19 protein-coding genes are annotated in these 19,812 nt (G+C 44.8%); 6 read left to right on the top strand and 13 right to left on the bottom strand.

From position 1 onward, the window contains the following. Positions 1-169: 169 nt before the first annotated feature. Positions 170-1,366, top strand: coding sequence for an HD-GYP domain-containing protein (locus ACX5KA_RS09265; protein WP_458730954.1), 1,197 nt, complete (start codon positions 170-172; stop codon positions 1,364-1,366). A gap of 94 nt (positions 1,367-1,460) precedes the next feature. After that, a protein-coding gene (locus tag ACX5KA_RS09260; RefSeq protein WP_458730953.1) for an IS3 family transposase occupies positions 1,461-2,689 on the top strand; the annotation gives its coding sequence in 2 pieces (ribosomal slippage) (positions 1,461-1,812 and positions 1,812-2,689; 1,230 coding nt in all). A gap of 93 nt (positions 2,690-2,782) precedes the next feature. Here ACX5KA_RS09260 and ACX5KA_RS09255 read toward each other — a convergent pair. Beyond that, entirely contained in the window at positions 2,783-4,069 is a 1,287-nt protein-coding gene (locus ACX5KA_RS09255; RefSeq protein ID WP_334048313.1) for a general secretion pathway protein GspB, read from the bottom strand. Beyond that, positions 4,062-4,973 (bottom strand): ExeA family protein, encoded by a 912-nt coding sequence (locus ACX5KA_RS09250; RefSeq protein WP_334048314.1) that lies wholly within the window; start codon positions 4,971-4,973, stop codon positions 4,062-4,064. The genes ACX5KA_RS09255 and ACX5KA_RS09250 overlap by 8 nt, the downstream gene beginning before the upstream one ends. Before the next feature lie 220 nt (positions 4,974-5,193). Between ACX5KA_RS09250 and ACX5KA_RS09245 the strand changes: the two genes are divergently transcribed. The 4 genes from ACX5KA_RS09245 (at position 5,194) to hemW (ending at position 9,672) form a co-directional block, all read left to right on the top strand. Further along, complete coding sequence (locus ACX5KA_RS09245; RefSeq protein WP_334048315.1) at positions 5,194-6,342, top strand: CCA tRNA nucleotidyltransferase; 1,149 nt, start codon at positions 5,194-5,196, stop codon at positions 6,340-6,342. A gap of 148 nt (positions 6,343-6,490) precedes the next feature. Further along, complete coding sequence (gene srmB / locus ACX5KA_RS09240) at positions 6,491-7,717, top strand: ATP-dependent RNA helicase SrmB (RefSeq protein WP_334048316.1); 1,227 nt, start codon at positions 6,491-6,493, stop codon at positions 7,715-7,717. A gap of 220 nt (positions 7,718-7,937) precedes the next feature. Continuing rightward, entirely contained in the window at positions 7,938-8,540 is a 603-nt protein-coding gene (locus ACX5KA_RS09235; RefSeq protein ID WP_039223355.1) for an XTP/dITP diphosphatase, read from the top strand. Further along, complete coding sequence (hemW, locus tag ACX5KA_RS09230) at positions 8,533-9,672, top strand: radical SAM family heme chaperone HemW (protein WP_348670303.1); 1,140 nt, start codon at positions 8,533-8,535, stop codon at positions 9,670-9,672. Before ACX5KA_RS09235 ends, hemW begins: the two co-directional genes overlap by 8 nt. 111 nt (positions 9,673-9,783) lie before the next feature. Here hemW and ACX5KA_RS09225 read toward each other — a convergent pair whose 3' ends face one another. The 11 genes from ACX5KA_RS09225 to ACX5KA_RS09175 all read right to left on the bottom strand — a co-directional run bounded on the left by ACX5KA_RS09225 (position 9,784) and on the right by ACX5KA_RS09175 (position 19,769). After that, entirely contained in the window at positions 9,784-10,578 is a 795-nt protein-coding gene (locus tag ACX5KA_RS09225; RefSeq protein ID WP_052235502.1) for a YggN family protein, read from the bottom strand. Positions 10,579-10,846: 268 nt separating this feature from the next. Beyond that, positions 10,847-11,419, bottom strand: coding sequence for an Lcl C-terminal domain-containing protein (locus ACX5KA_RS09220; protein WP_084081947.1), 573 nt, complete (start codon positions 11,417-11,419; stop codon positions 10,847-10,849). A gap of 2 nt (positions 11,420-11,421) precedes the next feature. Then, positions 11,422-13,200 carry an Lcl C-terminal domain-containing protein gene (locus ACX5KA_RS09215; RefSeq protein WP_458730952.1) on the bottom strand — a complete coding sequence of 593 codons (1,779 nt, stop codon included), beginning with the start codon at positions 13,198-13,200 and terminating at the stop codon, positions 11,422-11,424. Positions 13,201-13,309: 109 nt separating this feature from the next. Continuing rightward, positions 13,310-13,822: a PAS domain-containing protein gene (locus tag ACX5KA_RS09210; protein ID WP_039223364.1), complete on the bottom strand. Its 513-nt coding sequence runs from the start codon at positions 13,820-13,822 to the stop codon at positions 13,310-13,312. Next, the gene (locus tag ACX5KA_RS09205; RefSeq protein ID WP_458730951.1) at positions 13,822-14,817 is read right to left on the bottom strand and encodes a response regulator; all 996 of its coding nucleotides are present in this window, start codon (positions 14,815-14,817) and stop codon (positions 13,822-13,824) included. The genes ACX5KA_RS09210 and ACX5KA_RS09205 overlap by 1 nt, the downstream gene beginning before the upstream one ends. Before the next feature lie 292 nt (positions 14,818-15,109). Further along, the gene (locus ACX5KA_RS09200) at positions 15,110-15,820 is read right to left on the bottom strand and encodes an LrgB family protein (protein WP_458730950.1); all 711 of its coding nucleotides are present in this window, start codon (positions 15,818-15,820) and stop codon (positions 15,110-15,112) included. After that, positions 15,817-16,218 carry a CidA/LrgA family protein gene (locus ACX5KA_RS09195; protein WP_458730949.1) on the bottom strand — a complete coding sequence of 134 codons (402 nt, stop codon included), beginning with the start codon at positions 16,216-16,218 and terminating at the stop codon, positions 15,817-15,819. The genes ACX5KA_RS09200 and ACX5KA_RS09195 overlap by 4 nt, the downstream gene beginning before the upstream one ends. A gap of 115 nt (positions 16,219-16,333) precedes the next feature. Beyond that, the gene (locus tag ACX5KA_RS09190; protein ID WP_458730948.1) at positions 16,334-17,101 is read right to left on the bottom strand and encodes a LytR/AlgR family response regulator transcription factor; all 768 of its coding nucleotides are present in this window, start codon (positions 17,099-17,101) and stop codon (positions 16,334-16,336) included. A 137-nt stretch (positions 17,102-17,238) separates the two neighbouring features. Beyond that, positions 17,239-17,565: a DUF3718 domain-containing protein gene (locus ACX5KA_RS09185; RefSeq protein WP_039223375.1), complete on the bottom strand. Its 327-nt coding sequence runs from the start codon at positions 17,563-17,565 to the stop codon at positions 17,239-17,241. A 646-nt stretch (positions 17,566-18,211) separates the two neighbouring features. Further along, positions 18,212-18,541, bottom strand: coding sequence for a hypothetical protein (locus ACX5KA_RS09180; protein ID WP_458730947.1), 330 nt, complete (start codon positions 18,539-18,541; stop codon positions 18,212-18,214). 151 nt (positions 18,542-18,692) lie between these two features. Beyond that, positions 18,693-19,769, bottom strand: a complete 1,077-nt coding sequence (locus ACX5KA_RS09175; RefSeq protein ID WP_039223671.1) for an MbnH family di-heme enzyme — start codon at positions 19,767-19,769, stop codon at positions 18,693-18,695. Positions 19,770-19,812: the final 43 nt, after the last annotated feature.

The raw sequence follows: 19,812 nt of genomic DNA, 5'->3' as shown, positions 1-19,812 counted from the left end.
GCCTTGTCTAGATGGCACACAGACCGCTGCAAAAATGTACAACAAAGGTCAACAGGCCCTAGCTATACTAAAGGTTAATAAACTCCTCACTTTTTTCACTGGAATATCGTACTATTCATCCCTATTGTAGTAACAGACAATGGCAACGTTGTGCCTTACAGGAGAGATAATGCTAGAACAGGTACCCATTGATGATTTGCAGCCCGGAATGTACGTCAATCAAGTACTTGAACAAACAGGTTCACTTAAAATGCGTTCTAAAGGCATTGTGAAAACCCAAGCCATTATCGATAGTCTAAAATCGAAAGGTATTTTAAGCGTCGAAGTAGATCTTGCGAAGTCCAAGCTGCCCGAGCCAGCTGTGCCACCCGAGCCAGATAAAGAAAAAGAGCCTGAAGTGACTAAACCGGTTGTTAGGCCAGTGGGTCGTGATTCAATTAACGAAGCCAACGAGCTCTACAGCAGCGCAATTGCCATTCAAAGTAGCTTTTTAAAGTCGCTAAAAGACGGGGCGGTAAAAGATTTATCGCCGATGGAGTCGCTGTCTCACAGCCTCATCGAAAGTGTATTTGACAATAAAGATGCGCTAAGCTGCCTGACTATGATTAAAGATACCGACCAGTATCTTCTTGAGCACAGTATTAATTGCAGTGTACTAAGCGGTATTTTCTGTGAGTTTCTTGGCTATGACAGAGATACCACAGAGCAAGTGAGTTTAGGTGCCCTGTTGATGGATATCGGGATGTCTTCCCTGCCAGACGAAATTCGCAATAACACAGGCGAATTTTCCAGTGATGATTGGGAAGTGATGAAAACCCACGTTGAAATTGGTGCAGACCTAGTTGAACAGTGTGGCGATATTTCTGACCTATCGCTACGCATCATTGAAGAGCACCACGAGCGCGTTGATGGAAGCGGCTACCCGAGAGGATTGGTTGGTGACGAAATCTCAGAGTTCGCGCGTATTGCTGCCATTGTGGACGCATACGATGCCATGACATCTAACCGTGCTCACAAAAACAGTATCACGCCTACTCAGGCGCTAAAGCGACTAACTGCGACAGAGAACTTAGACCAGGAATTGGTAAAACAATTTATCCAGTGTATTGGCGTGCACCCTGTTGGCTCTTTGGTGAGGTTAAAGAGCGGTAAATTAGGTATTGTTAGCAAAATCAACCCTAAAGACCCCGTAAGCCCTCACGTTATGACCTTTTACAGCGTTACGTCGCAGCATTTCAACGAAGTTAAGCGCGTTGATTTAAGTCAGTACGACGATGAGATTGTGTCAGGCGTTCGCCCCGAAGAGTTTAGTTTGAACTTACCTAAATTCTTCAAAGACGTTTTCATAAATCAGATGCCAGCGTAGGTTTTGCCATCATTAAAAAGGCCCTTCATTTTAAAGGGCCTTTTTCATTTTACTGTCCCGTCCTAAAATACGTTGACATAAAGAGGACTTCTTTATGACAACTTCAAGTAATCAAAGACCTAAGCGCACACAGCGTGATTACACCTTGGCTTTTAAATTGGGTGTAGTTGAGCGTGTAGAAAAAGGCGAATTCACTTATAAACAGGCACAAGCTCACTTCGGAATACAAGGAAGGTCGACGGTATTAGTTTGGCTCAGAAAGCATGGTAGACTCGACTGGTCGAAACCATTTCAGCATCCACTTATGCCAAGTTCAAAAGAAACACCAGCCGAAAAAATAAAACGCCTCGAGAGAGAATTAGCTGACGAAAAGCTTCGTAATAAAATCCTTAATGGAATGGTAGATATTATGGATAACGAGTATGGAGCGGGTCTCAGAAAAAAGTACTTATCCGGTACGTCTGGCAAGCCAAAAAAAGAAAAGAAATAAATTTGGCCGCAGCATGCCGGGTTGTGGGAATATCGAGACAGTCGGTTTACCAAGCTGTTTCTCGCATGGAATGTAGAAGAGCAGAGCTATCGATAATTAAAGATTGGGTACTTTATTGGCGCAAGTATATGCCGCAAATAGGGACGCGCAAGCTCTACAAATTAATAAAACCGAAACTGATTGAGCACAGCATTAAGTTAGGCCGAGACGGCTTTTTCACTTACTTAAAAAGTGAGGGGCTACTCGTTAAGCCGAGAAAAAGCTATATCAAAACCACGTTCAGTAAACATTGGATGAAAAAGCATCCAAATTTACTTAAGGAAGAAGGGCTCCATAATGCTGAACATGTCTTGGTTAGCGATATTACTTACCTTGAATCTGACCAAGGCGTGCATTATCTATCGCTGGTGACTGACTCTAGTTCCCGGAAAATTGTTGGCCATCACTTAAGTTCAGACATGAAAGCTGAGAACGTAGTGAAAGCACTAAAAATGGCCGTTAAAGATAACCGGTATAAAGGCAACGCTGTACACCACTCTGATAGGGGGCTGCAGTACTGCTTAGCTATTTATCAGAAGGAATTAACAGCATATGGTATTCACCCCTCAATGACAGATGGGTACGATTGTTACCAAAACGCATTGGCAGAAAGAATCAATGGCATACTCAAACAAGAGTTCTTACTCTATCGATGTAAAACAATCGAAGAGTTGAAAATACTCGTTACCGAATCAATCAATATTTACAATGAAATGAGACCGCACTTAGCATTAGATATGGAAACGCCTAACGCAGTGCATAATAGAAAAGGCCAGCTTCGAGAGCTGGCCTAATAACTGTCAACTTATATTAGGACGACACATACCGTGACTAAATTAACGTGGCCACATTTCGTCATTGCGCCCGTTAGCCTCTATTCATAGCTATTACCAGTCAGTCAGTGCCGCCATAGTAAAGAGCTCATCTTCAAAAGAAAGTACTACGCGCTGCGCTTCAATATTTACGATTTGCACTCTATCAGCAATCCAGTCGCCCTCACCTATTTGACGGCCATTGACTCTCACCCATCTATCGGCAGGACGAGACGCATACATATGCGCGCTAAAGTTCATGGTAGGAAGTCGTGTTAACAAGCGAACGGGTAGCTGATCTACACGGGGTAGTTCGTCTTTAACCGTCACCCTTGTTTGCTCTTCAGCGGGTGTATTATCTTGTGCCTTTGAGTCTAGCGCTTCAACGGCAGCATTAAAACGCGCCATGAGCTCTGGTGACACGGATACGTCAGATTGAGACGTAGCTTCATTTAATACTTTCCCTTCATAATTCCCTGAAGTCTCAGTTTGTCTTGAATCTGTTGAAGAGCTACGCTCATATCCACTACTTGGCTCGGCGCCAGAGCGTTGGGAGACGTCGTTATTGTTGCGACTCTGAGTACCTGTTGTGTTTGGGTTTGTATTTGGAACTGCACCTAAATCAGTATTTTGCGTTGCAGCTAAGTTGCCAACAGACTGGTTATTTACCATAGCGTTCGCTTGCGTGCCTTGCTGAGCTGCACCGCCGTTACTAACGTTGGCATTTACCGCTGTGTTAGCAGTCTCGTTTAAACCTGCGCTTTGCCCACTTCCCTGGATGTTAGAAGATACCTGTTCACCTTTGTTGCTTGAAGTGCCTGGTGCTTCATTACTACTTTGCGTGGTCGTAAGCGCTGAAGCGCCTCCGCTTGCTTCAACCTGTGAAACTGAGCTTTCAGAGTCTGCCACCGGTACAGCAGCGGGTGCAGTTAGCATTGGCCACCAGCGTTTTGCCGTAGCGGCGGAAAAGCCAATGCATAAACCGCCAAGAATAACGACGGCAAAAAGCGCTACTTGCTTGGTGTAAAGCTTCCATGCTGACGGAAGCCCTTCTACTGTGGGTAAAAACAAGCTTCGATTAAACTGCTCATTGAGCGATCTATCAAACGTGGCGCTTGTATCATGCTCGCCGCGAAGCAAAGCTTGGGTTTGCGTTCTGTGATGTGTAGTCGCGGGTGCTATTTCCACGGTTTGCTCAGGGTCTATTTCAACCTCTTGCACACCCATTTCAGCCAAGCCCTGCACCATGGCGTCGCTGGTCACTAAGCCCGACTTTCTAATTTTAACCGGCCCGTGCTGCTTAGTTATTTGAACTATCACCATACCGGGCGTTAGTTCTTCAATGGCAACGATATTAGACATACAAACTCCCTAACCCGTAGCCGAAAAGAATGGCCAAAACAAACGCCGATGCCAAGTACCATTTACGCTGGCTTTGCACGCGCTGACTGACAACATCTTCACCTAGAATTTGCTCTGCCGCGGCCAAGAATATAGGCTTTTGCACAACCGCATGCTGCTTAGTAAAAGATAAGGTTAACGCCCGGTCGCACAGCAAATTAATTACCCTTGGAATTCCACCTGTAATTTGATGCACCGCGCGCAATGTAGACTTACTAAAAATACTGATATCACCTTCGGCTACGCTCAAGCGATGAGCAATATAGGCGCTTACCTCGGGCGCAGTTAAGGGCAGCAAGTGATACCTAGCAGTAATACGCTGGGCAAGCTGGCGTAACTCGTTGCGCTTTAACAGCTGCTGTAATTCAGGCTGACCAATCAGTACGACCTTTAACAGCTTTTCACGGTTTGTTTCAAGGTTGGTCAATAAACGAAGTTGTTCTAATACTTCAGGCAGTAGATGCTGTGCTTCATCTACCATAAGCACCGTGTTAATGCCTGCTTGGTGATTTTCGGCCAGCTTAGACAAAATTAAATCAGTAAAATACTTAAGGCTGGCTTTCTCTGGTGTATAGGGTAAGCCTAGTTCATCACAAACCGTAGCTAATAGCTCAAGGGCAGATAAGGTAGGGTTTAATATCATAGCTACCTGAGTATTGTCTGGTAACTGCTGCAACAATTTTCTTGAAACTGTAGTTTTCCCAGTGCCCACTTCTCCGGTAAGCATCACAAAGCCACCGCTTTCCCTAAGGCCGAAGGTCAAATGGGCCAAAGCCTCTTTGTGCCTTGGGCTCATATACAAATAATCGGGGTTAGGCGCAATCGAAAAAGGATTGTCATTTAACCCGAAGTAGTTCAAATACATGGTTGCTGAAGCGCCTATCTGTTTTAATTTTTAACGACGATTAAACTACCAGACGCAACCTTGAAGTGAAAGCGCATAACGATGTGGCGACGAATTTTATTTGTAACATTGCTATACTGCGCCTCTGTTACCTTGGGAAGGTTGATTTTCATTACACGTCAAAAGTCGATGCATTCCCAATCTAAAAAAGTATTACTGACTAAAAAATCGTTGGAAGAGCATGCAAGTATATCTCGTTGGTGGCGCAGTACGTGACGCACTGTTGAACAGAAAAGTTGTAGAACGCGACTATGTCGTGGTGGGCGCCACACCGCAAGAAATGCTTAGCCAGGGTTATACCCAAGTAGGCAAAGACTTCCCTGTTTTTTTACACCCAAAAACACAGGAAGAATATGCGCTAGCTCGCACTGAACGTAAATCAGGAAAAGGCTACACGGGCTTTGTTTGTGACGCTTCAAGTACCGTAACTCTGGAAGAAGACTTACTGCGCCGAGATCTTACCGTTAATGCAATAGCCCAAGATAACCTTGGAAACCTTATCGACCCTTATGGTGGTAAAAAAGATTTAGAAAACCGCATACTTCGCCACGTATCAGAAGCTTTTAGTGAAGACCCGCTTCGGGTATTTCGCGTGGCACGCTTTGCTACCCGCTATGCTTATTTGGGCTTTAACATTGCCAGTGAAACTATGGCACTTATGCAGAATATGGCGCAAAGCGGCGAATTAAGCACGCTAAGCGCAGAGCGCGTATGGCAAGAAACAAAGCGCAGTCTTTTAGAGAAAACACCCCATGTTTTTTTCTGCGTATTAAACGAGGCCCATGGCCTTAGTGATTGGTTTGCTGAACTTGAAAGTAGTGTAGATACTGCTTTAGCAACGTTAAAAACCGCGGTAGACCTAGAAAAGGTTGAAAACGAGAGCGTTATCAAAGACACGGGTTCAGAAACCGCTAGACTGATAACAAGGTTTACTGCCCTGCTCACTCACCTTAATGAGGAAGAAGCGAAACAGTTATGCAGTCGGCTCAAAGTGCAAAACCAAGTTAGTGAAATCGTCAGCCTTGCCTGTAAGTTTAAAGATTTTCTATTAAACACGCAGAGCTCGCCCGCCGACTTACTCGCCTTATTCAATGGCTGTGATGCATGGCGAAGAGTAGAACGCTTTACACTATTGCTCAGCGCTTTTGCGCCTTATGCGCAAAACAAGGGCGTAGATTGGCAACACCAACAAAAGCGCATTGAAAATGCATTAGCCGCCGCCAACCAAGTGAACGTGCAAGATATCATTGCCACGGGCGTTAAAGGCCCCGAAATAAAAGACGCACTAACCCAAGCCAAGCTTGCCGCTATCACTTCGCTGAGTGAATAGCTACCTTGCCTTAGTTGTTACTAATGCAAAGTGTTCATGATCAGAATACATTTTGTCTACGCAATGAGAATTTAACGCCACTTTTTCTCTATGTTTTGGTATAGCAATGCTACAATACGCCCCATTCATTTAGAGCGTTTTTTATACTATGACTTTCGAAGAACTCGAATTAGACGAAGCACTGTGTCACGCAGTCGCCGATATGGGGTTTGAAACTCCAACTAGCATTCAAGAACTGGTTATCCCGCATGCGTTAGATGGACGAGATATCTTGGCTTCTGCACCAACAGGTACCGGTAAAACTGCCGCTTTCTTATTGCCTGCATGCCAGTTTTTACTTGATTATCCGCGCAGACAGCCTGGTGCTACACGCATTTTGATCCTAACACCTACCCGCGAGTTAGCGCTACAGGTTTACGAACAAGCCCTAGCCATAACAAAGCACACACAAATTGTGTGCGGCGTAATAACCGGCGGTATTAACTACGGCACCGATAAAGAAACCTTAAGCAAGAATCTCGATATTCTTGTGGCTACACCAGGTCGCTTGCTTGAGCATATCGAAAAAGAAGCCGCAGATTGCCGAGATATCGAGTGTTTAATTCTTGATGAAGCTGACCGCATGTTAGACATGGGTTTCTCAACGGTAGTTAACCAAATTGCTGCCGAAGCGCGCTGGCGCAAGCAAAACCTACTGTTCTCAGCCACGTTAGAAGGTAAAGGGGTTAAAACCTTCGCCCACGACATTCTTAACAACCCTGAAGTGGTTGAAGCGAACCCATCGCGCAAAGAAAAGAACAAAATTCATCAGTGGTATCATCTTGCTGATGACATGAATCACAAGCAAGCCCTGCTGGTAAATATCTTAAAGCAAGAGACGACTACATCTGCTGTTGTTTTTGTCAAAACTCGCGACCGCTTACAGATGCTAAAAGATTTCTTAGCGTCTAAAGACATTCCAGTGTGTTGGCTACAGGGCGAAATGCCACAAGACAAGCGTAATGCAGCCATGGCTCGCTTTAAAAGTGGTGAGGTACCAATCTTATTGGCAACTGACGTTGCAGCTCGTGGTATCGACGTACCTAATGTAAGCCACGTTATTAACTTCGACATGCCGCGCAAAGCTGACATATACGTACACCGCATTGGCAGAACCGGTCGTGCTGGTGCCAAGGGTACTGCAATATCATTGGTAGAAGCCCACGATTTTGACATGGTGGCCAAAACCGCACGTTACATGGGCGAGCCACTGAAAGCCCGCGTCATTGACGAGCTACGCCCTAAAAACAAAACACCTAAAATTGGCCCGAAAAAGAAAAAAGTAAAGGCCAAAGACAAAGCCAAGGCAAAAGCTAAGCCTAAGAAGAAAAAGTAAAACTCGAGCACGTAGAAGCTGAGCGATGCGATGGCCAAAGGTTGGGAGTGGCTTTCGCAAACACGCGGTAAACACATCCATGTGCGCTCCGCTGCCGCATCCCTGCGGCAGAGGGTTTGCTCAAACCACTCCCAACCTTCGTCCTGAATAACCTAAAGTAACCTGATAAATGTGTTCGAGCTTATTTCAGGAGCAAAGAAAAAACGAGGAGTCTGGCACAATGAAATTTCCAGAAAAAATTGTTCTAGCCACAGGTAATCAAGGCAAGGTGCGAGAGTTTGCATCCTTATTTGCAGATTACGGCGTAGACGTTGTGGCGCAAAAAGAATTAGGTGTATCTGATGTGCCTGAAACAGGCACAACATTCGTTGAAAATGCCATTATTAAAGCGCGTCATGCGGCACAAATAACAGGCCTTCCTGCTATTGCTGACGACTCAGGCTTAGTAGTCGACGCTCTTGGCGGTGCACCCGGTATTTATTCAGCCCGCTATGCTGGCGCTGATGCAACTGACGATACCAATATCGACAAGCTATTAGCTGCCCTTAATGGCGAAACCCAGCGTAAAGCGCATTTCTTCTGTACTCTAGTATTTATGCGCCATGCTGACGACCCAGTACCATTAGTTAGTCAAGGCAAGTGGCAAGGCGAAATCTTAACTGCTCGCTCTGGTAACGACGGTTTTGGTTACGACCCAGTTTTTCACGTGCCAACTCATGGCTGTACTGCGGCAGAATTGGAGAAAGCCGAAAAGAACCGTATTAGCCATCGCGGCAACGCCCTAGCGATTTTGCTTGATAATATGAGAGCGACTTTTGCGTAATCCACCGCTTAGCCTTTATATCCACATTCCTTGGTGTGTTCAAAAGTGTCCGTACTGTGATTTTAACTCTCACGGGCTTAAGTCTGATTTACCCGAGAAAGAATATGTGGCGCACCTGCTGGACGATTTAGCCATTGATGCCAAACGCATTGGCGACCGCCCCGTCGAGACAATCTTTATAGGCGGTGGCACGCCCAGTTTGTTTTCAAGCGAGGCCATGGCTGACATCTTAAACGGTGTTAAACAGCGGGTTAACTTGAGCGACACTGCTGAAATAACCATGGAAGCCAATCCAGGTACCGTTGAGGCAGGTAAGTTTACGGGCTTTTATCAGGCAGGCGTAAACCGAATATCGGTGGGTATTCAAAGCTTTCAGCCGAAACATTTAAAGGTGCTGGGCCGTATTCACGATGAGAGCCAAGCCGAAAATGCAGTGAAACAAGCGCACAGCGCGGGGCTACCTACATTTAATTTAGATCTTATGCATGGATTGCCGGAACAAAGCGTCGACAATGCCATAGCAGATCTAAAGCAAGGTATTGAGTTAAACCCTTACCACCTGTCGTGGTATCAGCTTACTATCGAGCCAAACACGCCTTTTTATTCCAAGCCGCCAGAGTTACCTGACGACGACATTCTGTGGGAAATACAGGAGAAAGGCCACTGCCTTTTAGAGCAGGCGGGCTATCAGCAGTACGAGATTTCAGGCTACGCTAAAGCAGGGCATCAATGCCGCCATAACCTTAATTACTGGCGCTTTGGCGACTATTTAGGCATTGGCTGTGGTGCCCACGGAAAGATTACCGATGCAACGAATGGCACAATTCACCGTACCGTTAAAGTGAAGCATCCAAGAGGCTATATGGAAATGAGCCGCCCGTATTTAGATACGCAAACGCTGGTTAGTGCAGACGACCTGCCGTTTGAGTTTTTTATGAATAGGTTTCGTTTAGTAGAGCCTTGCCCGATAAGTGATTTTAATGACTTCACTGGTACTGAGTTAACGGATGACGTTAAACGCGCACTGTCTGATGCTCATCACCAAGGGCTGCTGTCTATTTCAGATAGTCACTGGCAAGTAACCGCAAAAGGCCGTAGATATCTTAACTCTCTACTGTCGTGTTTCGTATAATCTTGCCGTTTTGAGTTAACCAAAAAGCTAGATCAAAAAAGCCTGCTCTCGCAGGCTTTTCTGTATTAATCAGTCTTTAACCAGAATCAGTACATGTAATACTTATATCAACTAGTTTTCACTCTTATCATGTCGCGTTATGATATTGTAAGGCTTGAATGCAGGCACACTTGCTCGAAGGTTCTCTTCCGCTACATCTAGGCGTTTGAGCTTTTCACAAAACCACTCTGCCTTTTTACGCAATGTCGTAGCTTTATCACCTACATCCAGATGCTCGCCCACATTATTAAGCTGACGAGTAATTTCCGCTACTTTCTCTTGGTTAACCTCGCCGCTTCCAGTGTTGATGCCGCTGATCGCCGATAATATACCGCCTACTGAGGTAGAAATTGCTTCCTCAAGCTGTGCTTCAATTTCACTATCTACGAATTCATCAACGCTTTCCAGTGACCCAGGGCCGATAAAATAATGATTACTGGCATGCCTGAATTTATCTTTCACGCGGTTTTGAACACGCTTCATAGCAGCATTCAAACGCTCATAGCTATCGTGATCACTGCCCACTAAGCCTAGGTAAACATGCTCAATGGTATCAATAGCTAAATCTACACCTTCGGTGGCCAAAATAATCATTTTTGGTACTACATAGTGTAACCCTGAAGCATACTCTTCTAGCCACTGCCGTTCTTGCTCATTCAAGGTTTGCCAACGTCCACCTACAAACAGCTGGTTTTGGTTATTAATCTGAACTACGGTGCGGGTTTTATCCATTACGCGAAGTTGCTCATTATTAACGGCAATACCGTAGGCAAAATCAATATTGCATGTATATTCAGCTTGCGCCGATGTGCTAAGTCCAGCGAATAAACAAATTGTAAAAAGGGCAGCCTTAAGGCTCGATATCATTTTCATACCAACATTGTGGCTAGCTTACTGGGAAATAAAAAGCCATCATGAGTCTAACGTGCTAAAAATCAGGTTGAACATGTCGAGATGATCAATATACGCAACACATAGACGGGTCATGAATGAGAACGATATTTATCTGCACCTTTAACGTTCAGGCCTAGTACAACAAAGCACGCATTATAGAGCGTGCTTTGGTGATAAAAAGTCTAAGTGTCAGATACTAGACTAAAGACTAATGCAAAGTGGTGTAGATCTTTTCCTACCTCTATTCGTTGGTGTAGGTGCGCACCAGTCGTACGTAAATGAAACGGTCTTTCTCTTTAATCGAGTGGCTCGCATTAAAGAACGCAACAACCCAGGCTCTGTCTGGATCATCAGCCGAAGGGGTAGAAGTCCAAAAATCATCCGGAGGCGTAGCTGGGAAAAGCGAGCTATTAATCGCCGGTCGTACGCAGTCGCGTTCCGTTAAGGTGGCCAACTCTTTAACGTTGGGCAAGCGCCATCCTAGCAGGTCTTCGTTACTCGCCTGCTGCGCAAGTTGTAGCGCCTGCTGCCACGTATACTTCACCGCTTCACCGCTACACGTCGAGCCATCCCAAGTTTGTCCTTCGGAACAACGTCTCCAAACTAAATCTGTGGTAGTATCCAACAAAGTACTAGTAGTCACTGCTTCGAAATTATCGTTTGGCGTGGTTTCTAGTCCATCAGACAGACACTCTTGGGCGAAAGCTGAAAGCGACGCACTAGCAAACAATGTCGAGGCCACAACCATTTTGAGTGTAGTTAGCACTGTGCTTTTCTGTACGCGTTGAGCGGATTTATTGACTTTATTGCTCATGACTATCTCCCTGCTCTTACAAGACGAACACGCGCCGCTGATGACTTATTAAGAAAGTTATCGACACCTGAATCGAAATCCAATGCCCATGCATTTTGTGCATCATCACTGTTTACCCCATCAGCACTTGGCACTGAGGTCCAATACCATAGGGGCTCAGTAGAGACTGCGCCGGTGTTAGGGAAGTAATCTTCATCAATGGCCACATCGTCGGCAATGCCTAAATGCATTAACGAAAAGAGTTCATGGTGAGTAGGTAGCCGCCAGTCGTAAAAACCACACAAACCTTGCGCGTTGACCGCTTCGACGTAAGCAGAGGTGTTGCAGTTAGTTAATAAACACGTCGCATTCGAACCCGTTTCATCACCTTCAAATCCACCATTCACCTCGTCGCTGAACCAAGAGTAAGTATAGTCTTTATCTTGAAATGCCCCGTCGTCGGTTTTCACTTCCCACACCAATCCGGTCACATTGTCACGAACGCACGACCATGTATCTGCGCTGGCGTCTTGTTCGTCGCCATTGGCATTTAACCGGGTAAAGTCGAAGCCGGCTTTACCACGCCCAGCTTTTTCAATTAAGCCATTTTGCTCAATAATATCAGCACCACGCTGCCCGTCCTGCCCAGGGAAGTCATTTTGCTGCGCCTCGGTTAACGCATTATTGGTGGCTTGTTGTAAAAAGCCGGTATCGTTCAACAGCGGTGTGGGCATTGGACGTACTCGTACATTGATTGTGTCTTCAACACTGTTGCCGTTGGCGTCAGTCACAGTAAGCGTATAGGCCACCACAGTTGCGGTAGACACAGAAGGTGCAATAGCAAATGTAGATAGCGCATCGCTGTCATCTACTGGGCGAACTGCGGCTCCTGTGTTTGCCCCACTAGTGGACGTAACGTTGTTACTGCGCTCCCAAGAGTAAGCAAGTGGTAGAGCACTGGGAATACTCGTAGTAGCCTCGCCATTTAAAATGACCACTTCGCCACTAAAAAGACCTTGCGAAAACCCTGCATCAACGACTGGCAGTGTTTCAGTTTCCGATTGCACTGATACAGTAACGGTATCTGTATCAGTTGCCCCTTCACTATCTGTTACTTCCAACTGAAACGTAAGCTGCTGTGCATCGTTGGCAATGGGTGTAACGATAGTCAAAGTAGAAAGGTTAGTCTCCACACCAGTTATCACATTTGTGCCGCTGGTTTGAGTCCACACGTAATCAGCTATTTCCCCAGTTGTTGACGTTGAATCAGCGTCACTGCTTCCTGTTCCGTCGAAAACAATTTCGACACCGCCAGGAAATGTATTGGCGGGCAATCCGTCCCATGCAGGAACGTCTATACTGGCTACAGGGGCAATATTCACAGGAGCGACCGTAATTACAGTAACATCACTTGCCGTATTTCCGCTTTGGTCGTTAACGGAAACAGTAAGCGTATATTCAGTGGCACTATTCACCAGCGGCGCTACAAAACTTGCTGCTGAAGAACTCGTGTCGTCATGAGTAATGGCTAACGAAGGAGACGCACTCCAGTTATAAGTGTAAGTGCCATCGCCGCCACTCACCTCAGCACTCAGCGAATAGGTTACCCCTTCCGTAACAGTGGCGTCTAGGCCTGCATTTATAACTAAGTTACCGTTGCCCGATCCCCCGCCGCCTGCTCCACCATCGTCGCCTCCGCCTCCACCACAGGAAGCTAAAATAAATGCGCCGCCAAGAATGGCTAACCCGCGCAATACGTTGCGTGAGAGATAGCGTGAAAATGAGGACATACTTGCTTGCATACATACTCCAGTCGCACTCTTAGCGTGTATTTAAGACGCCGTGCTAGAAAAACTTGATGTAGAAAGAATCGCAAAGTGCCTGACAAAAAGGCTGCTTCGCATATAGCGGTTATGAGTAGGTGCGTTTCACGCTATTAGCGACTAATCGCGCCTCTTGCTCTTCGGACATCGTAACCTGGAGTGCCTCAAGCTGCTTCTTTCCAACCGCAACATCCGTCATGTCGTAAATCATCATGCTTATAAAATCTACCTTACCCGTTGCTGACGTGAGTGGAGATAGCGTGATATTTTGATACATGAACGGCTCACTCCCTGTAATCGGCCGGTAATTAGGAAACTTGAACAAATAAGGACGCTGCTCCCACGTCATGAAAGCACGCGTTTTTAAGTCGAATACTGGCTTAGCTTTTTTCATAAACCAGTCTTGTTTGATTGTGGGAAACAGTGAAAATAAGGTTTTGTCTCTCACTTCACTTGGCAGAAGGCCACTGTGGCTTTCCATAAAGCCATTCCACACTTGCACTGTGAAATTGCGATCTAAAACCACAATACCTACATCTACCGTTTGTAACATGTCCATCATCCAATGGAATTCTTGTAACTCATCTAAATGCTGGCTCATCAGAAATCCTCCAACAAGTGGGCGAGCTTGGAATTCATCATTTTCATAGACTCTTCCGTAAACAATAAGATCAAATCACACTGAACATTGTAACCTTCAAGACCGTAGCTAAGCTCTATCGCTAGAGTACGCTTCCACTTAATTTGGTTCATACTGATAATTTCAGTGATAGCACGGTGCTGACCAAGCACAATGGGATGCCCCTGACTAAAGTTAATATCCATTTGGTTAGCTAACCCTGTTAAACAGGTTCCAATCAGAATACTTGCCGCGTCCATAAGAAGCTCTAACTGTAATTGGTCGTCTACTTCGCCCTCCACATTGAGAATTTTGGCCACATCGTCAAAGCTTGAATCGCTCAAAATACACAGAGCTTCACCGCTAACACCTGGCCCTAAAAAACCTTGGCAGACGGCAGTGACTTGTTCGTGACTTTCAATGTCAGAAAGCATCATGTGAAGCTCAGAGACTTCAATGAGGTTTACGTTAGGAATGGGGAGTTCTACAAAAACATTCATGGTTCGGGCGAGGTGGTCGCCTGCTTGCCCCATGGCAATATTGGTTATTTCTTGGTAACAATCGCGAATATCAGGGTCAAGCGGTGTCACCTCTTCTTGCGCTTCTTCTTCGACATGAAGAATATTGTATTTATCAAGAACCTCGGCAAGTTTGGCTGGTTCAACAGGTTTTCGGATAAAGTCTAAAGCTCCGAGCGATGTAACTCTTTCATGCGCTTCAGGCTGGATATCTCCAGATACCACAATAACTTTGGTTTTAAGCCCGCGCTGTTGAATGGCCTCTAACGTGCCATATCCATCGAGAACTGGCATATTCAAATCTAAGAGTAAAAGATCTCCCTTGCCTTCGGCGAGTGCAGACAGAGCATCTTGACCGTTCTTTGCAAAGTGAACAGCCACATCCCAATCTTGAGGCAGGCACTTAGCCACTTGCTTACGCGCAACTAACGAGTCATCACATACGAGTACTGAAAACATTAAGTTCTTTTACCACCTAGCTTTTACAACCAGCCAACGCTGATATTTTCTAGCAATTTCAATTGTATCGGCACAACCGCTGTGAACTGAAGTATTGATTTTTCTTCGGAGATAAACAGCAGAGTTAATATATCAACTTTTTAAAAAGATAATTTGTATATGGTGATATGAAACACCTCACTAAGAAATAGCACTTTTGGGGAATATTGCCAGCGCGTTTTACAATTAACTTGACGCTTGTTTGGCGGTAAGTTTCAGGGAGGCTAAAGTAATATTAGGCCGCATAGATCATTCAAACAAACAAACTAAAAACGAGCGGTAGCGCTAGGGCTGTGAAAATGCCGTTTACGCACAACCCAAGGGTAGCCATGGCAGCAACATCTTCCCCCATGTGGATGGATTTTGCTGTTCCTATCGCATGGGCAACGGTTCCTAAAGCTATACCTTGTGCTTGACGATCCTCTATTTTGAATAACGAAAAAACGCCTGTCGCTACAATAGCCCCCACTATACCCGTCGTTATAACAAACACGGCTGCCATCGCAGGAATTCCACCTATGTGAGCCGTCGCTTCCATTGCAAGAGGCGTGGTGATCGATTTCGCCAACATAGTCATTTTTAGAGCTGCTGGAGCATCTAGCGCAAACAGCGCGAACCAAGCGGTAATAGGAGCAACTATTCCACCAAGGACGATACTGATTATTAACCGCCATCCATAGCGCTTTAAAATTTGCCATTGTCGATAAATCGGTAACGCGAGTGCAACGGTGACAGGACCTAAAAGCCAATGTAACAAAGCAGCGGCTTGTTGATACTCAACAACGCTAGTGTTAGAGAGGTAAAGGCTCAAGAAAACAAAAATAGCGGTAAATACAATTGGGTGCGCTATCGGATGGCCGTTACATTTTCTATTAATCCATAGCGCAATAAGGTAACCGACAACAGAAACACAAAGCCATATTAATCCATTAACGCTAAACGCTTGAGTTATTGCATTGATCATTCAAGCTCCCTACCCACTTGTGATGAGTGGGCCTCCTTATGCTGCTTGCTACAAAACAACTTTTGGGCAAACCAGGCGGTAAAACCTAAGCTCAATGAGGTGGTAACAAAAATAGCTATGGTGATCGCAAGCAAATTCTCATAAATATCAACCCAATAGATTGATAGTGCAAGTACTGCCGGAACGAAAAGCAAAGACATATGCTTTAAAGGCAAAGTAACAAAACGTGCAGTATGTGTTTCGAGTTTTGGAAAAATAAAAAGTATCCCAAGCAGAATCAAAAGCCCCACCAGCGCGCCAGGAATGGGCAAAGCCATGACATTTACGGCGAAAAGCCCAAGATAATACGCCGCGAAAACCAATATAGCTCCCACTAACGCCTTACTAACATCTCGCACCTTATATCCTTGCTGTTAAGAATTAAGCACTAAGTGTAACGATTAGCGAGTTCCACCACCAGCAGGACCATGGTCGTATGATACTGTTAACCGGTAAAGCGCAGTGTTATGAAATTTATCGTCTGTCTACATGCCAGAACTGATAGAAATATTTATGAGTAATTTTGAACGTCTCACCGCCTTGCATAACCACCCTTTGCTGATTAAGTCTCTGCTCTACGTGCGCTACGTATTTTGCATTTACCGCCACCGAACGATTACATCGTTTAAAGTGTCGCTCACCAAGCCGCTTCAGTAATTCACACAAGGTTGTTCGAACCACATAGCTTTCAGACAGCGTGTATATACACATATAATCACCAGCAGCTTCTATCCATTTTATATCGGAAGGGTCTAGGCAACACCATCCATCGTCAGCTCTTATGCCAACTATGTTGGGTCTGGCACATTTACTTAATTGGCGGCGCAACGTTGCTAGTAACGCTGGTTTTGACACACCATGCTGCTCGCACAATCCTTTTACCATTAAGTTGAACTGAAAATCTCGCTCAAAAAAATGATATTTATTTTTCACATAATCGATTGCTCGCAGTAATTGGTTCTCGTCAATTGGCAAGGTTACAAAACCCGATGCGTTATGTGAAAAAGCAAGTAGCGCCTCTTCATCGTTTTCACCCACTGCCAGCCAATATTTTGTGGCAAGATTTCGAGATGATTTTGATACTGAATAAAAACCGACGGACTGGGGGTACTTTTCAGCCAACGCTAAGCAATGACCGACCGACTCGGCCCCAAAAACATGACTAAAAACATTTAGCTGCTTCAATATTTTGCAAAGTGATTCTTGCTGAGATGCAGATTGTAAGAAAATCAATGAGATCATCTGCTCTACCTTGCATACAAACTGTGGCTAACAATTTCTAATCCCAGATAGCACAGTGAATTAAAGAAAGTAAATCGTGAATTAATGCAAAAAGGGGCTATCAATTAATAGCCCAAATTTCAGGGCGCATAACGTTGCTAGCGCTTGGCTGTCAATACACCAGGGTCTGCATTGATACGGCGCGCAATATGCTGAGCGGTTTTAGATGCATTGTGAGTAGTCGCAAAAGTCAGCATATCTTGTCCGTTACATACTAGGCCTTCGTGTAGATCTCTCATATTTAAGCCTGTTGCCTTAACGGCGCGGCGCAACTTTAAGCGGCTATTGCTTTTAACGGCTTCACATACTGCAACTAAGTCATCTTCAAGCTCTACTGGATAAGTACCAGCATTTGCTGCGGTAGCGGTAAAAGAAAGGGTCATTCCGAGTAGAGTGCATTGGGTAACACGGCGTAACGTAAACATAACAATTTCCTCTGATAGTATTAGGCAACGCGGTGACGACCTCTTCATGCCGCCGCACCAATAAACTAGTTAAGGTTTATGATATTTACGCTACAAAAGCGTTAAAGTACGGTTATTTGAGACCTTGCGATAAGCACACAAAAGCCAAGGTTTAATTATCGGTCTAAACGGTTATTAATCGTACTTGACACATACTTTGCAACATTCTCTGAACGCGAAGAAGTGAGGCATAGCGAATAACCGCTAAAGTATATCCTCGAACCTAGTACAAATTCTGGTAATACGGTTCGCCATTAACATTAATTCAAGGAAGGACTATATTAGAGCAACAACTGTATCTTCTTATAAGAGCGGATATACAGCCTGGCGGCATTAGTTACAATCAAGAGGGTTTCAGTAATTGGTTCTGCTTAGAACTTATCACAGAAGGGCTAGAAACTGCAGGAGTGATAAGTGGTGTAAATGCTTCCGAAGTAACCCCAGTAGACATCTGCCGATTCAATATTTTAAATAAACATTATGTCCAGATTTTAAGGTGATAGACGGCTAATTAGTGGCTTTTATTCATTAAAACCAGAAAACTGGGGCCAGATTGCCTAGCCCCAATAGCTAAAAACATCACTGCCTGTGGTAGGTAAGTGAATCTTTAGAAAATACTATCTTGATGGATTTTGATAAACATACTCGTGCCAATTTTCGAGTAGTCAATCTTATATTCTTTTCCATTAAGCGTTTGAATGAACACTAAGGTTTTTTCATCGCCGAAAACATCGCTAGTCGTTACATCGACCAGTTCCATATCCATGATTTTCGCATCGCGCTTATTTTCTGGCACTTTGCCTTCATATTGCTTAATGCCTTTGTAGGTTACGATAATTGGCGGGTTCTCATCGCCATTAATAACCAATAGGTCTAACTTTCTAATTTTATGAATGATGGTGTTTCGACCACTTGTAATAAAGGGTTTTTCAGTCATTCTCATCTCCGCGACCGCTTACCTGCTTTTTTAACTATTAACAAAGAATGTGATAATTGAGTCTATCACGATGTTAACAAACAGCACATAAGCATTTGGTTGATTTGTATGTGCAAAGTATAAACATAAAACACAAAAAATGAGCAATAAATCACTTATTTTTGCGTGAAACGTGTTTTTCAACAAATTCTTCGTCAGTTAAACTTTGTAAAAATGCCACCAGTGCTGCTTTTTCTTTTTCAGAAATACTAAAGCCTTTAATAAACGGGCTACGATAGGGGTTGGGGCTTTGAGCTTCATTGCCCCCCCGGGCATAAAACGCAATAACATCTTCAAGGGTGGCTATACTCCCATCGTGCATGTAAGGTGCCGTGAGCGCAATATTTCGCAAGGTAGGCGCTCTAAACTTCCCCATGTCCTGCTTGTTAAAGGTTACACTATACAGCCCCATATCTGTTTTGGGGTAACTGCCCGCACCATCTTCGTTGTACAAACCTGTATTGTGGAATGGTTGCGCACCAAATGGCTGAAAACTATGTTTAGACGACTGCGTAAAGTTCACGCCTCCATGGCAGTGAAAACACTCTGTGCGTTCAGAAAAAAAGAGGTTTAGGCCCTCAAGTTGTTGCGCTGTCAGTGCGCTGTCGTCTTGTCGATAAGCATAGGCATCAAATGCACTATTAAAAGATACTAGGCTTCTTACATAACTAGCCAATGCTTTAACAATGTTGTTCACACTAGGGGTTTCGTCACCATACGCTGCTTTGAAGAGTGCAGGGTAATCGCCTTGCTCAAAGCGCATTAAAATAACATCTTCATTACCAGTTACCCCCATTTCCACAGGGTGTTCGTTAAAGAGCGGGATCAGTAGTTGTTTTTCAATACTGTCTAAGTTGTTGTGCGCCCACGTAAATGAAGCATTGTAAGCCACATTAATAAGCGCCAGCGCGTTGCGGTTGAGCTCTTCGCCATGTGCGCCCACCGACACTTTTCTAGATTCTGCAAAGGCTTTTTCAGGATCATGGCAGCTACTACATGATGTTGTGTTGTTCGCACTTAATGCCGTATCAAAAAACAGCATCTCCCCCAGTTTAACGCTTTCCACCGTCATGGGATTGTCGGCAGGAACCGTGGGCGCAGGTATATGATTTGGCAGATTCCATTCATAGGGGGTGGGTGCTTTCGAACACGCACTTCCCCCTACCACAATGCAAAGTGAACACACCATTTCCCGTGCATTCGGCGCTCGCGTTTTAAAACGCTGAGGAAGC

Source organism: Alteromonas alvinellae, assembly GCF_902705805.1.
The sequence above is the reverse complement of the archived record's forward strand: the minus strand, read 5'-3'. Positions and strand labels throughout refer to the sequence as shown.